At 46.4% G+C, this 14,442-nt stretch carries 13 protein-coding genes; 5 read left to right on the forward strand and 8 right to left on the reverse strand.

The window, feature by feature from the left end; genetic code table 11:
- Positions 1–796 precede the first annotated feature (796 nt).
- Complete coding sequence (locus PSE7367_RS18355) at positions 797–1,279, forward strand: hypothetical protein (protein WP_015146058.1); 483 nt, start codon at positions 797–799, stop codon at positions 1,277–1,279.
- 108 nt (positions 1,280–1,387) lie between these two features.
- Positions 1,388–1,960, forward strand: a complete 573-nt coding sequence (locus PSE7367_RS18360; protein WP_015146059.1) for a hypothetical protein — start codon at positions 1,388–1,390, stop codon at positions 1,958–1,960.
- A gap of 357 nt (positions 1,961–2,317) precedes the next feature.
- On the opposite strand, the gene PSE7367_RS20820 is transcribed toward PSE7367_RS18360, so the two are convergent.
- The 4 genes from PSE7367_RS20820 to PSE7367_RS18375 all read right to left on the reverse strand — a co-directional run bounded on the left by PSE7367_RS20820 (position 2,318) and on the right by PSE7367_RS18375 (position 5,670).
- Positions 2,318–3,205 carry a DUF928 domain-containing protein gene (locus tag PSE7367_RS20820; RefSeq protein WP_015146060.1) on the reverse strand — a complete coding sequence of 296 codons (888 nt, stop codon included), beginning with the start codon at positions 3,203–3,205 and terminating at the stop codon, positions 2,318–2,320.
- A 519-nt stretch (positions 3,206–3,724) separates the two neighbouring features.
- Positions 3,725–3,862 (reverse strand): hypothetical protein, encoded by a 138-nt coding sequence (locus PSE7367_RS22235; RefSeq protein ID WP_015146061.1) that lies wholly within the window; start codon positions 3,860–3,862, stop codon positions 3,725–3,727.
- Between the two features lie 257 nt (positions 3,863–4,119).
- Positions 4,120–4,806: a Uma2 family endonuclease gene (locus PSE7367_RS18370; RefSeq protein ID WP_015146062.1), complete on the reverse strand. Its 687-nt coding sequence runs from the start codon at positions 4,804–4,806 to the stop codon at positions 4,120–4,122.
- A 75-nt stretch (positions 4,807–4,881) separates the two neighbouring features.
- Positions 4,882–5,670, reverse strand: coding sequence for a hypothetical protein (locus PSE7367_RS18375; RefSeq protein WP_015146063.1), 789 nt, complete (start codon positions 5,668–5,670; stop codon positions 4,882–4,884).
- An 88-nt stretch (positions 5,671–5,758) separates the two neighbouring features.
- Between PSE7367_RS18375 and PSE7367_RS18380 the strand changes: the two genes are divergently transcribed.
- Entirely contained in the window at positions 5,759–5,956 is a 198-nt protein-coding gene (locus tag PSE7367_RS18380) for a DUF433 domain-containing protein (RefSeq protein ID WP_041700235.1), read from the forward strand.
- 7 nt (positions 5,957–5,963) lie between these two features.
- Here the strand turns inward: PSE7367_RS18380 and PSE7367_RS18385 are convergent, their stop codons facing one another.
- Both PSE7367_RS18385 and PSE7367_RS18390 read right to left on the reverse strand, forming a co-directional pair.
- Positions 5,964–6,440 (reverse strand): hypothetical protein, encoded by a 477-nt coding sequence (locus PSE7367_RS18385; protein WP_015146065.1) that lies wholly within the window; start codon positions 6,438–6,440, stop codon positions 5,964–5,966.
- Positions 6,433–7,029 carry a ParA family protein gene (locus PSE7367_RS18390; protein ID WP_015146066.1) on the reverse strand — a complete coding sequence of 199 codons (597 nt, stop codon included), beginning with the start codon at positions 7,027–7,029 and terminating at the stop codon, positions 6,433–6,435. Before PSE7367_RS18390 ends, PSE7367_RS18385 begins: the two co-directional genes overlap by 8 nt.
- A gap of 293 nt (positions 7,030–7,322) precedes the next feature.
- Between PSE7367_RS18390 and PSE7367_RS18395 the strand changes: the two genes are divergently transcribed.
- A complete protein-coding gene (locus tag PSE7367_RS18395) occupies positions 7,323–7,586 on the forward strand; it encodes a hypothetical protein (protein WP_015146067.1) in 264 nt (87 codons plus the stop codon).
- 219 nt (positions 7,587–7,805) lie between these two features.
- Here PSE7367_RS18395 and PSE7367_RS18400 read toward each other — a convergent pair whose 3' ends face one another.
- Positions 7,806–9,962, reverse strand: a complete 2,157-nt coding sequence (locus tag PSE7367_RS18400) for a flotillin family protein (RefSeq protein ID WP_015146068.1) — start codon at positions 9,960–9,962, stop codon at positions 7,806–7,808.
- A 293-nt stretch (positions 9,963–10,255) separates the two neighbouring features.
- Positions 10,256–11,008, reverse strand: coding sequence for an OB-fold-containig protein (locus PSE7367_RS18405; RefSeq protein ID WP_156800562.1), 753 nt, complete (start codon positions 11,006–11,008; stop codon positions 10,256–10,258).
- A 474-nt stretch (positions 11,009–11,482) separates the two neighbouring features.
- On the opposite strand from PSE7367_RS18405, the gene PSE7367_RS18410 reads away from it, so the two are divergent.
- Complete coding sequence (locus PSE7367_RS18410) at positions 11,483–14,413, forward strand: CHAT domain-containing protein (RefSeq protein ID WP_156800563.1); 2,931 nt, start codon at positions 11,483–11,485, stop codon at positions 14,411–14,413.
- Positions 14,414–14,442 lie beyond the last annotated feature (29 nt).

Raw genomic sequence — 14,442 nt, forward strand, 5'->3', positions numbered from 1 at the left:
AAAGAAAAATGGCCGGGGGGACACCCGACCGCTCAAAGCTTTGAATCATATGTCATTTACTAGCTAATTATCAAAAGAGATCTGACTAACTAAGCAGAAGACATCGATAAGGAGATGGACAAGCAAGATGACTAACTCAAAACTTTGATGTACTTAAGACTGGCAATTACATTATGGGTTTAAGCCAGCTAAAAGTCAGTAAGTTTTGGTGGGGCATGAAGTGGGCTAAAAAGTAGGCCAGTAGTAGGTTAAAAGTAGGCTGAAAGTGGGTTTGTGGGTTTGTGGGTTTTTTAAAATGCTCATAAAGAAAAACGGCCGGGGGGACACCCGACCGAGCAGAGTTTTAAATTTTGCGTCACTCACTTAACTAACTATCAAAGGAGATCTAACTAATTAAGCAGAAGACATCGATAAGGAGATGGACAAGCAAGATCACAAACTCAAAACCCTTGATGTACTTAAGACTGGCAATTACATTATGGGTTTAAGCCAGCTAGAAGTCAGTAAGTTTTAGTGGGGCATGAAGTGGGCTAAAAAGTAGGCCAGTAGTAGGTCAAGAGTAAGCCAAAAGTGGGATTGCCTATTACGTGATTACGGCTAGATTGCTGCTAGAGCATCACAATCGCCACTGCTATCTATACATTATTTATACGTTATCTATGCATTGAAGCAGCATTAAGGCAGGCAGTTCGTTATTTAAATAGCCAGCTAGCTCTACTCAATATCAAATCCTAAATAGCTCTACATTCAGCTAACCATTCTTAACAACCATAAGCATACCTAAATCTAAACACCTATGGGCTCTCTAACTATTTCCCTTGGCGGTCTCAGCCTCACGATCGATAAGTTTGTAGGCGATCGGCAAATCCGCCAGCGTCTCGCCCCTGTCACCCTCGATCGCACCGCCTACGGCACTCTGGTGGTTCCTGGCACTAGCTATGAACTACCCCACCAATGGCAGGGCAAAGCAATTTTGAATCCAGCACAATTTGAAACCTGGCGCTTAATCTGGGCGCTCGCCGACTATAACCAACGCACCAGCGGTACTGGTTATCGCCTGACAATCGATGACACCACCCGCCCCTTCGAGGAAGTAGGCAATCAGAGCCGTGAGAAGGTGTTAGGCACTAATGTAACTATGAGCGATGGGCTCACTATCTATTTTGCGCGGTTCCGTGGCGTATTTGCCACCAGCGAGCCAGAATACACCGATCATGGTAACCAGGTCGAAGTTGACTTTACGATCTGGGAAGATGGCATATTTGCATTTGTTGCCTAAACCCCCCTTAGACCCTAAAAACCAGCGATTTTGCGGATGACACAACCCTGAAGTCCGAGCTATCAAGTACCTAAGGCATTTTTAGGGAATTCAGGGAATATAAGTATAGTGCTTAAAAAATTATCATCGATCGCTTTAGCTGGGGGGCTAAGCGCTGGCTTATTAGCAGCCGCTCCCACTGCCGAAGCTGCCTCAGTTTTGTTCATGTTTAGTGGCAACGGCCGCACCGTTAATGGTGTCCTCAATGGCCTCGATCGCGGTGACATGGCTGTGCAGCCCACGATTACCAATGTTACTACCACTGGCTTCTCTACCAATCTGATGAACGCCAATTTTGGTACTGCAAATGCAACTTTTGATGTTGATACTTTCACTGGTGCGGTCACGGTTGCCAGCGGTAACAACAATCTCTTGATGTCTGGTACGGAAATATGGTTGCTCTCCTTTATCCCTTCCGTTGATGCAAACATGCAATGTCTGTTTGGTACTTGCACTGTTCCCGCAGGTGATGTCATTGGGACTGGATTCGTCACGGCTACGATCACTCCAGTGCCGTTTAGCTTTCATTCCACGCTGGGCTTGACGCTGCTGGGTCTGGCATTTGCTGGGCACTATGCCTACAAGCGCAACCGCACGATCGCTCCAGTGCAAGCAACCGCACAGCCCGCCATCGAAGTTTAAGCTAACTAGTTCCATTCTCAATTCTGGTTACTTTTGGTTACTTGGTTATTGCTAGCATTATTTTGACTCAAGCTGCTGTATTTGATTCCCCGCCCATCTCAATAAATCAATAAAAATCAATAACAGATATCAAACAATATCAAACATTAAAGGACTCGTGCCGGTGGATATGCCAGCGAGTCTTTTTTGGTGGCTTAGGGTTATTTTATGGTTATTAAAGCTAGATTGTAGTTTGCTTTGATCTCCATAAAAAATCACCAGACAGCATCCCTAGTGGTGATCCACTAACCAATGCGATCTGGCAATTAATAAATTAGTTATTGCCTGGCGATATCTAGATTTAATTAGTTTATTTATTTAGTTAGAAACGACAATCGGATTGCTGGCGATCGCTTCTAGCTCCACCTGCTGCGCGCCTAACAACGATTGCCACAATTGCTCCGCACCAGCACCGTGATCATTGCGATTCAACTGGGCTAGAATTGCCGCTGCTTCATACCAAATGCCATCCTGGGCATAGAGTTGAGCCTGCTGGGCTAGCGTAGCTTGAGCCAATTGACTAGCCAGACTGGCGCTCAGTTCAACCCGCTCGATCGCTCCTTGCACAACGATGTCACGCGATCGCTTATTTTGATTGCAGATCAACGCCACTGACCAGGCATAGGACTGATCTAGTTGCAGCATGGGAGATTCGGCGGGGAGACTGTAGCTGATGATGCCAGCTTCACCATTAAGTTGATTGTTCAGGTCGATCGTCTGGCGATAGACACCAGTTTGGGGTTCGCCCAGCTCATTCTCCACATTGGCAAAGAGTCGGAATTCAACCTGCTGTGCTTTGGTTTTAGGCACATAAAACATGAAGGTAGGTCTGGCTTGGGCAGTGAGGGCTGGCGTGACCGCAGGCAGAATGAGGGTGAGATTATCTGCAGAATCAGCAGACTCTGAAAAATCAGAGGAAGTGACCTCGCTGGTAAGACAACTACCACGAGTACCAGCCCCAGAGGTATTGACTGGTTTATCTTTGCCAGGCCGGGGGGCAAAGGTAACGGTGAGGGGGAGCGATTTAGCGCTGGATTTTAGATTTGGCTCTAGGTTGCCTTGAACATTGTTGATTTTAGCGGCGGCATTGGCAACTTGCCGATCGCCAGAGGGCTCAAAACTCAACGCACTACCTGCCATACTTGTCATACTCAGGGTAGCGATCGTAATTCCGACTAGACTAATTAATGATTTAGATACTCGCATAGCTCTTTAAGATTCTTGATTTTATTTGCAATAACTGGATGAGTTAATCCAAAAAAATGATTGCCAGCAAAAAATAACTAGTTAATCTTGATGGATCACTCAAAGTTGCCGTCCTAAGTACATCAAGTATCTTAATTAGTCAGATCTCAAAAATATTTACTTTTGCCACGCTATCCCAAGCGCAAATATATCAGATAAATATGCCTAGATTAAACAGTTTTGAAAACTATTTATAGCTTGCCTAAGCTCCTATTATAGCTTAACTAGATCGCCAAAAGGTATGCTATTTAGCATTTCTACAATTATCAACTACTTAGCTCCTAGATTCAATCTAGCTGTATACATATTTGATATTTGTTTGGTTTGGGTATTTAGTTCTAAATTTGCGATCGCCTGGATTTAAGCCAATCCCGATGCGACTAACCTAATGAAAAAACCCCACCATTTATGGCAGGGGTAAATTAGATAGGAGATTTGTGAGAGTAGTATCAATATGAAGCGATGAATTAAGCTATTAAGCTATTCGGCTACCCATTTGAGCACCAGTTTGCCATCCTTGCGCACCATGCGGGGAGAGAGGCGGGGATGCTCGGCTTTTTTGTTGCGGCGGAGCGTGGTTCTGGCTTCGGCGTTGGAGATGGCGATGTTGTTAGTCATGGTTTGAATCCTTTTGTTGTGATGATGTTCTTGAGTGCGGAGCAGGTTTGAATGTTTAATATTTAGAACTATATTTAGAACTGAATATTTGAATTAAGACCAGGCTGGCTGGGTTTGGTTCCGGTGTGGTGGTTAACTTTGGTTAACTCCTGACAGTTAATAATTTAGCCGATCGGATTAGCCCGATCGGTGATGGGGGTTTTAGCAACTTGGTGATTATTGAGGCACTCTTTTGTGCTTTAGATCACATTTTGTTGTTATGTCTGAGCCAACTGCTCGGTGAATCCTTGGTGCTCTGGTGTAGCCATACCCTGCTGCAACACTGCTAGCACCTTGGCAAAATCGCCAGTTAATAACGCCTTTTTGTCAAGCCAGAGTCCAGGGAAAATCTTTGAACAAATAATCCCTTCTGAATTAGCTGGGATCTGGGCATATTTCCCATCCCGTAGCCGAAACCAATCGAAGGTATTGTCGTAAATCTGCCAGACTAAATATTCTTGCACTTGATTACGTTGATAGGCTTCCAGTTTGCTATGCATGTCGATCGCGGCGCTGCTGGCGGCTACTTCGACGATTAGTTCCGGTGCGCCGACCACATAGTCATCCTCACTGATTGTTGCTTGTCCGCCCTGCTCAATCATCAGCAATCCATCGGGCTGGGGTTCGTTGTCTGGATCGAGCTGAACGGTAGTGTTGTCGGCAAACAATACACCAGGTGTGGCGATCTGATATGTGCCTAGCCAGGTCATAATTACGCCGTGGGGATAACCATGACTTTTTACTCTAAGCGGTGAGGCCATGTAAACAATTCCTTCGATTAATTCGGCTTTTTTGACCTGGGGCATGGCACTGTAGCGGCGCTCGAATTCATCCCGCGAGAGCCGATCGCCGTTTTCGAGGGGGGGTGGTTGTAGGGTGGGTTGAACTATGTTTTGGGCGGCCATGATTTGCACCGGGGCGATCGTTGATTGGGTCTGGTTTTATTCTACTGGAGGGGAAATGGAACAGGTAAAAGCGACCTAATGTAATCTATATCGTGGATTTATCAAGACCTGTCTGTGTTGATAATTTCCTAACTTAAACCAGATCACTCCTTTCAAAAATCTAGTTTCTGGTAATTCAAATACAGAATCACTCCAGTCGTAACCTTCCCTTATAGTTTCTCTTGTTTTTATATTAAAAGTTACTTTATATCCATCAGATAAAGATGATTGAATAACAAAATCGTTAGCAATCCTAAAGTCATTCATCTCTATAACTGCAAAGTTTTCGCGGTCTTTTGAAAATTGCTTTTGCTTTTTTGCCTTTCTCAATAACTTTTGTCTAATTGAAGACTTTGCTTCTTGTGTATGGGTTTGAATATCCCAAACACCATTCTCATCTTCTTTAGGGTCTGGCATAATGCAAAAAATTTCAAGGTAAAATCTTGAGCCATCACATCGTTCAATAATGAGGTCACATTCTTTAGTCTCTATATCAATTGAATGAATTAAACCCTCTTTGATTAAATAGATGTAATAGTGATATACAATGACCTCTGATATTATGGATTCACACTGTTTAATGTCTCTCTGATATTGCTTTATTTCTTTCGCAAAGTGCTTTGCATGCTCCTCTCTGTGATTTTGTATCGCATTAAAATAGTGAAGATAGTTTAAGTAATTCCTATTGCAATTAATTGGGAGAGATTTATCTTTATTGAGGTAATAACATTCCCGACATTTCTGCATATATTCTGTTTTAAGTAGATCAGGATCAAAAAAGGATTGTTCGACCTGTTTCACCTCATCCCAGCTTTGAATATCCATCCAGAACTCTGCTCCTTTAATTTAAAATACCTATTGGCTTAGTGAATATAATGCGGATTAAAACATAGATTAACATATGCCGATCGCCATCGACTACCACCACCTCATCACGATCGAACCAGGCAAACGCAGCGGCAAACCCTGTATCAGGGGAATGCGAATCACTGTGCAAGATATCCTTGAATATTTGGCAGGTGGCATGACCGAAGCCGAAATCCTGGCAGACTTCTCAGAGCTAACCGCTGAGGATATTACAGCCTGCTTAGATTTTACGAATTCTAATTAAGCCTAGATTAATTTAAATCAGGATACCGATCGATTCGTTGCTTACTCCTTTCAAAGCACTCCGTCGGGTCTTCGCCATCCCACATCGCCAACCAAGCAGCTAAGATTTCATCGATCAACTGCGATTGGTTGATATCGCGGTTATCGGTCAGCCGAAACTTATCTTCCACCGCATTCAGCCGCAGCATAATTTGCCGATCGAGATAACGGGTCACGGCAATATAATCCGCATGACCACGACGGGTCACCTTCTTGGGTGGGGCGAGCGGATCAACCGTAGGAGCCTTCGCGCCTTTGGGAGTGCTGGTGGATTTGGCACTAGTGCCCGGTTTCTTGGTGGTGCGGGTCTTGCTCTGAGTTTTAGGGGTTTTGGTGGTCTTCGGGGCAACAGGAACAGGTTCCGCCACCACCTCGATCGCATCCTCCAATGCTTCATTCTCCGCACCCAAATTCGGCTTTAGCCCTGCAAACTTACTCTTAGCCATCGATAATTTCGCTCCCTATAGATTGATAATCACGCCATGCCATATTCGCCCGGCGATCGCTGACTTTGTTCACCAGCGCTCCCGCCAACTCTGCTTTTTGATACACCGCCATGCGCCGAATTTCCCCGGCAAAAACAGGTAATTTCAACTCCTGCAATCGCTCCCTGGCATCCTTCCCATCGGTCGAAGGGTAGGGCGGAATCAGGGTTAATAAAATCTTGAAGTTCTGACAATTGATACTATTCAATGCATCCAAAGTTAAAAATGTCGCATCCAGCGCCATCGCCGTGGGGGGAGTGGGCACAATCACCAGATCGCTGACATCGGCCAGGGCTCCCAGGTCTTCGGGGTTTGGGCGAGCCTGAGTATCAATCACCAGATGCTCATAGTTCCGCGCATACTTGGCGGCGGCCTTCTCATCCACGACTGGATAGGGCAACTCACCCCGCTTCGCCCATTTGGTGGCACTGCGGTTGCGATCGCCATCGATCAATGCCGTGGCATTTTGTCCGGCCAGGTAGGCGGCCAGGTGGATCGCGCTGAGGGTCTTGCCAACCCCTCCTTTATAGCTGAGCAGGGTCACAATCATGGCATTTTTGCCTCATGACTAAGTGAGTAATTTAGGCAATCGGGGCAATTGGTTGAGCTAGTATAAAAGATAAATGCACAATAATTATTTTGCTCTTGATAGCATAGCAGCATTTTAGCGGGTTGAAGCATTAAATTGCTAAGTTTTTAGCTTGCTGAATGGTTAACCAGATCGATCGATTGTTCTTTTTAAATTGGTTCAAAGTATCCTGATTGTTGACGTTGCGGTTTTAGTTATGGCGATCGCAATTAATTAACTTAATCAATTTAAACCTCGTTCCGATTTATGATTTAATGGGCGATCCCGCCATCATCTTCGATCCAATGGAATTTGACCAACGTGGCACTGGGTTCCCGCGCGTGCTGGATGGGCGCATCGATATTGGCGCAACAGAATTACCCAACCTCAGTGCCTTGCTTCTAGATATTGATGGCAATGGCGTATTCTCAGGTTCGACTGACGGGATATTAATAACTAGATTTGGGTTTGGTTTTACCGGGAGTACCTTAATTAATGGTGCTGTGGCGGCCGATTTAGCTTTTATTAAGCGAAAGTAGCCATTCCATAATCTTCATATATGAACTATTATTCAGTTGCTTCAAGATGAAGTCCGTCACAATCAGCTTTTTGTAAAGTTAAATGATTAAGATCTAAGCGATGAGGATGAAAAAACTGAGCTTCGATCGAGGTGACCAAAGCCCAGCCGCAAGACCCTTAACTGGGTTTGAGTTTATTTAGTTGTGTTGATTAGATTAGCGATATTAGCCAGTTCCTAGTTAGCCTTGATTACTCCCTGAGATCGGGGGCATGGGAGGCATAGGAGGGACAGAAGGAGCAGAGGATTGAATAACCGTTGGGGTTGATGTTGTTGATTCTGCCTTGGTTTCGCCTACCTCTGGTTCATCTTCCTGGACTTCGATTTCCACCGGCTCAGCCCTACTCCCACTATTAGCTGCATTACTATCATTGCTGGTGATCAGCTTACCGACCTGGCCAATGATTTCACCCAGCTTGCCATCTTCGAGCAAAGTATTAATCAAAGATAGGCCACTAGTAGAGAGCAATAGCTGGTTAATATCCTGCGCCCCATTGCCATTGGCACCAGGGAAGGAATAGACTCTGGCATCGCCCAGCACGCCAGCTTGAGGAGCCAAAGATTTCATGATTTCAGGCAACTGGAGCACCAACTGTGGCCAGATTGCTTTAATCAAATCAGCGGTGATATTGGCACTGCTAGTCACATTCTTGGCTTCGACTTTGGCTTGGAGCCCTTCCGCCTCGGCCAAGGATTTAAACCGATTGGCGATCGCCAGGGTGCGAATGGATTCCGCTTCCAGTTCGGCAGCCTGTTGGGCAATTTCCGCTTGATGGCGACGGCGATAGGCTTCGATTTCAATCACGTTTTGATCGCGTACCCGAATTTGTTGGGCTTCTTGTTTGGCGGCAATGATCGCCAGGCGTTGGATGCGTTCTGCTTTCTCCAATTCCGAAGCTGTGATAACTGCCGCTTCTGCCGTGGCCTTTTCTGCTTCGGCTTCAAAGCTTTCGCGTTGTTTGTTGGCCACCGCGATCGCCACGTCTTCTTGGGCAAGCTTGGCTTTCCGTTCCGATTCGGCCAATTGTACCTGGGCTTCCATCCGACCGGAATCAACGGCCTTTTGGCGCAGGATTTCGGCGATTTCCGCTTCCCGTTGTTGCAGGGCTTGGGCAACTTTCAGCTTTTTGTTGCGTTCTTCCAGGGCAATATTAGCGTCAATCTTGCTTTGTTGCACTGCCAAGCCTTTACGGATTTTTTCTTCTTCCACCAGTTGATCCTGGGCGATCTTGGTGCGCTCCGCCGAAGACGATTCAATGTCTTTGGCTTCTTGGATTTCCCGTTCCCGTTGGGCTTTGAGGGCTTCCACTTGCAGCCGTTGCTCCAGGGTGGCAACTTCTTGTTCCTGGGTGATTTGCAATGATTGCTTTTCGGCTTCCAGTTCCCGCTGTTGGATCGCCACTTGGGTAGCCAATTCTACTTCTCTGGTTTCCTTCATTGTGGCCAATTCAACTTCGGTTTTTTGCTTAATCGATCGTTGAATCGTTTCGGTGCGCAGCCGTACACCCTGGGCATCAAAGAAGTTGTTGGTATCATAGGTGTCGCTTTCTTGGATTTCAGAAATAGCGATGTTATTCAATGTCAAACCCACCTTGCGTAAGTCCTGCTGCATCAGATTCAGGACTTCTTGGGCAAAGCCGAGCTTATCGGAATCGATCTCAGCAATATTCTTTTTCTTGGCGGCGGCACGAATCGCATCATCAGCCCGTTTTTCGAGGGCATCAGTGATATTCGCGGGGGTGATTTTGCCCTCTTGCGATAGCCGGGCGGCCGCAGTTAAGACATCTTCCCGATTTTGGTTGATGCAAACATACAGGGTCACCCGCATATCAGCACGCAGATAGTCCTGAGTCCTTACGGCCAGGCGACCAGTCCGCACCACATCGATCGAGATTTCGCGCAAAGGCACGCGGGTCAGCTCATCAATGCCAGGAATCACTAAGCAACCACCAAATAGATAAACCTCCTTCTTCTTCTTGAGAATGCCCCCGGTTTTGACGAATGCTTCGTTGTTGGGGGTGATTTTATACAGCCGTAAATAGACGGAAATAGCAGCAATGATGATGATGAGCGCCACCGCACAGACCGCTGCGATCAAGAGCAGGTAATCGGATTTGAGACTTTGCAAATTCACGAATGCAGGCTTGGTCACGATCGGATTCACCTTGGTGAGCGCTGGCCGCCCAACTTTGCTAACCCGACTGGCGATCGCCATAGTTTCAACCACAGGCGCGGCGGATTTCAGCGTACCGATTCTTGCCATATTCGGCTGCAAACTGGTCGCAGTAGTAGCACTCACAAACACAGACAGAACAGATGGAAGCCACTTAATAGCCATGATTTTTGATGCTCTAATTGCGAGCAAATAAGAATAATTAACAATGGAAAAATTTGAAAAATTGGCAGCTAATAGCTGACCCAGTTGGCATCGATGGGTGTGGTTAGCCAAAAGTTTTGATTAGGTTCCTTTGCCGTTCCAGCTATGATTAGCCATCGTCAGATATCACATACATATGGATATTGCTGGGTTGACAGACTACTAGCTAAAGAATGATGAGCGAGAAATATTTACTTCACGTCCGTTGTACTCAACTCAATTAAGGAAATAAGAAATAAGATTCAATCACACTTTTAATCACGATCGCGGCGTTGCCGGTGATAGGTCAGCCAGCTATCTTGATCGACTCCCCCAGCAGTGATCACCTGGTAGCAATCGTGGTCATGCTTGATTACCAATACCGCATCACCCAACTTGGGTTTAATGCCAGCCCAATCCGGTAGCATTGCTGTCACCGTCACCAGATTGCCATTGGCATCGCGTACATCGATTTGACCAAGCCGATCGCTGGTAATTGTGGCCGAACTGACCGTACCCACTCGCCCCAGGATGCGATCGCTACTGCTATCTTCGCTAGAGCTAGCAAAGGCGCGACCCAGGGGGCGGGAAATTACACTACCGAGCAAGAGGGCAATAATCACCGAGGTGAGAAAAACAATGCCAGCCAAAAGTCCGGTAGGAATGCGTCCGGTCAGATTGCCAATAATTACGTTTTGAATCCAACCCAGTAGACCGACCAGGCTAAAATCAGTGGCTAGTAACAATAGCAGGGGCACTTTACCAATCCCCAGCCAGCGCAGCAATGCTAAAGCATCAAAGCCATTATTTGGATCTATATCGGTATCTGGATCAAGATCTGCCTCTAAATCTAAATCAGGGATATCACCCATGTCTAGATTCGCGCCAATATCAACATCGGCATCTAGATCTGCGTCTAAATCATCATCGCCACCGGCAAAAATGGCCAGACTGAATAGGGCAAGACCCATACCGAGGAACAGCCAATAGGCTAAATTTTCGATCGCAAATAGCATAATTATTAGCATCGATCGGCCACTAGACAGAACCTTACAATCTTCTGGTTAATCGCCACTATCTTTATATATATATGTGGCTGTGTTTCCCAGCAGTTGTATGTTCAAGCCGTCGATCGCTTTCATCACATTCTACTCACATTTCGCCGCCAAATAGGTTCACCGTGATACAAATTAATCTAATTTTCACCGACTTAAGATGTATGAGTTAAAAATAATATTTTATAGAATAAATTATTGGCAAAATGGCTGGTTGAAAAGTTGCCTTGTTGAATTGCTAACAACTTAAATATTTGAAGATTTAACCTGCTGAGTTTTAAGCTGGTTGAAATGTTAACAGTTTAGCAAGGTGAAATGCTAGCAGTTTGCCCAGCCCAAGCTAATTATCCCGAAACTTAACAGCTTGTTTTAATAAACGTTCTACAATATGGAGAAGCGATCGGTTGAGATGATCTGGTTAGTTGGGTTGAGCAATAGTAATTTGTGATGATAATGAATTGGCGGCAGGTTGTTTTATTCGTCTGTGGGTTGGTGTTTAGCTTGGCGCTCAGCCTGGGAATTAATCATTTCAACTTTGGCGTGGATCAGCTTTGGGCGCAAGGAATAACTGAGCCTGAATCTGGGCTAGATCCCGAACTTAGCTCACCGCCAACCTTGCCTACATCGGCTCATGCCTTTACCTCCGCCAACCTTAATCAAAATAATATTCACGCTGAAATCATTGAAATTAAATCCGATCCGACAAATCTTTCCCATCTTCTCAGGCATGCCCAAATATGGCGTAATCAAGGGCTCTATCGTGATGAGATTTATTTCTGGCGATCGACTCTAGATGGACTCAATCCCGCCGCGCAATCGATCGCCCATGCCCATATGGCTATGGCATTTAATGAATTAGGGGAATGGCAAACAGCAAATGAACAAATTCAAACCAGTTTACAGCTCATTAATGATCCAGATGTCGTAAAAGAGATTAAGCGATCAGAGCTAGCGATCGCCAGGTCGCAAATTTTGAACACCCAGGGCACATTGCAACTTGCCCAGGGGAAACCAGAAGTGGCAATGGAAACCTGGAAAGAATCGGAAGCACTCTATCGTAGTGCGAATGATCAATTGGGAATTGCGATCACCACCATTAATCAAGCTAAAGCATTGCAAACAATGGGGCTCTATCGTCGTGCTAGCAATAGGCTGAATCAGGTAAAAGAATTTGCTGATGCAGATTTAGCCCAGTTCGCCGATCAGTCCTTACCAGAACTTACGGAAGCTGCCATCTTTGATCACAGTGGGACGGTCAGAGTTAATCTACTGTTGAGCTTGGCGGATGGTTACCGAGTAGTGGGGAATCTGGATGCAGCTCAGCAGGTGCTAGAACAGGTGTTAGCTAAAGAAGCATTTATTAATCCCTATGGTGGTGCTTCTTCCCCCGATTGGCAAGAGGTGATCCTGGGATTAGGTCACATTGCTCAAACCCAGGGAGAACTAGACAAAGCTAAAAGTCTCTATGATCAGCTTGCTAATACCAGTCACTGCTATATCAGTGTTGGTGAAGATTTAAGGGATAGATATGAACGCGATGCACCTGAACTGGTGCGCCCAACTAAACAAGCCTGTCTGATCGGCATCAAAGCGATCTTAGAACAAGCAACGATCGCCACTCAGATTGGTACTGATGTAGAAGCGATCGCCTGGTTGAATAAAATCTACAATCCAGTTCAGGCTCTCCCAGCTACGAGAACGGCAATTTTCACTAAAGTGCGTTGGAGCAGTCAAACGATCGCCCTGCTCAAGCAGAACTCAACCATCATTAAGCCCGAACTCTTAACCAAAACAAATAACCTGCTCGCTCAAACATTAACCCAAGCCCAGCAACTTAATGACCCCAAAGCGATCGCCTATGTGTTGGGAACCCAAGCCCACCTCGATGAGATTCAGGGGAACTATGCCAGGGCGATCGCCACTACTCAAACCGCGCTTAATCTAGCCCAAGCCAGTCAAGCCAATGAGATCGTCTATCAATGGGAATGGCAATTGGGGCGGCTCTATCATCAAACGAGGAACAATGACAGGGCGATCGCTGCCTATCGGGATGCCGTGAACACGTTGCAAAAACTGCGGCATGACCTGGTGGCGATCAGTGATAATACCAAGTTCTCCTTCCGTGACCAGGTAGAGCCAGTCTACCGAGAGCTGGTGGATTTATTGATTCCGCATGATCCAGATAATCTGGCCGCTAACCATTCTCCTCATAAACCCAAACTGCAGATAGATAAAACTGCCCAGACCCAGGCAAACCTGCGTCAAGCCCGCCAGGTAATCGAACAATTGCAAATTGCCGAACTGGATAACTTCTTTCGCCAAGCCTGCTTAGATGCGGAATTCTCTTCCGTGGAAATGATTGATCCGCAAGCGGCGATCGTCTACCCAATTATTACCCCGTCGCGGCTGGAAGTGATTGTATCCATTCCCGATCGACCACTGTTTCACTATGGCACAAAGGCTACACCAATGGAGGTAAAACAATCGATCGACCAGATCCTAGATTCCCTGCGCCAGAACTCCTTTGCTAGCGAACGCTTACCGATCGCCCAGCAATTCTATGACTGGTTGATTCGCCCCGCCCAGGCGGAACTAGCTGCGGCCAAGATGCAAACCCTGGTGATGGTGCTAGATGGTGAATTACGAAATGTGCCAATGGCGGCGCTTTACGATCGGGATACAAAGCAATATTTAATTGAAAAATATAATCTGGTTCTGAATCAAGGTTTGAAGCTGCTCAAGGGGCGATCGGCGCTGGCTGGTGAAAACCTACGGGTCGTAACGGCGGGAATTAGCGAAGCCCAGGCCGGGTTCATTGGCTTACCAGCGGTGGATTATGAATTAGCACAAATTGCGATGCAGTTTAGGAGCAGAAGTCTGCTCAACCAGGGGTTTACGGCGAATAGTTTGGAAATGGCGATCGCCAATAGCGACTATCCGATTATTCATTTGGCTACCCACGGGCAGTTTAGCTCCAATCTCAAAGATACGTTTATTCTGGCCTGGGACGATAAGATCAATATCGATCGCCTCGAAAAACTACTCAGTCCGCGTCAAAATAGCGATCGTACGCCAATTGAACTGCTGGTGCTGAGTGCCTGTGAAACCGCTACGGGCGATCGGCGGGCAGCACTAGGGCTCGCGGGGGTGGCATTGCGATCGGGGGCGCGGAGTACCCTGGCCAGCCTGTGGACAGTGGCCGATCGGTCTACGGCCGAGCTAATGGTGCGGTTTTATGAGGGACTGGGGCAACCAGATACCACCAAGGCAACAGCCCTGCGCCAGGCTCAGCTTAGTTTGCTCCGTGGCGAACAGGGCAATACATATCGACATCCCTATTACTGGGCGGCGTTTGTGCTGGCGGGGAACTGGCTCTAGGCGATGCTTATTTAGTAGTTAATATTTCT

Source organism: Pseudanabaena sp. PCC 7367 (assembly GCF_000317065.1).
GTDB classification, from domain to species: Bacteria; Cyanobacteriota; Cyanobacteriia; order Pseudanabaenales; family Pseudanabaenaceae; genus Thalassoporum; species Thalassoporum mexicanum.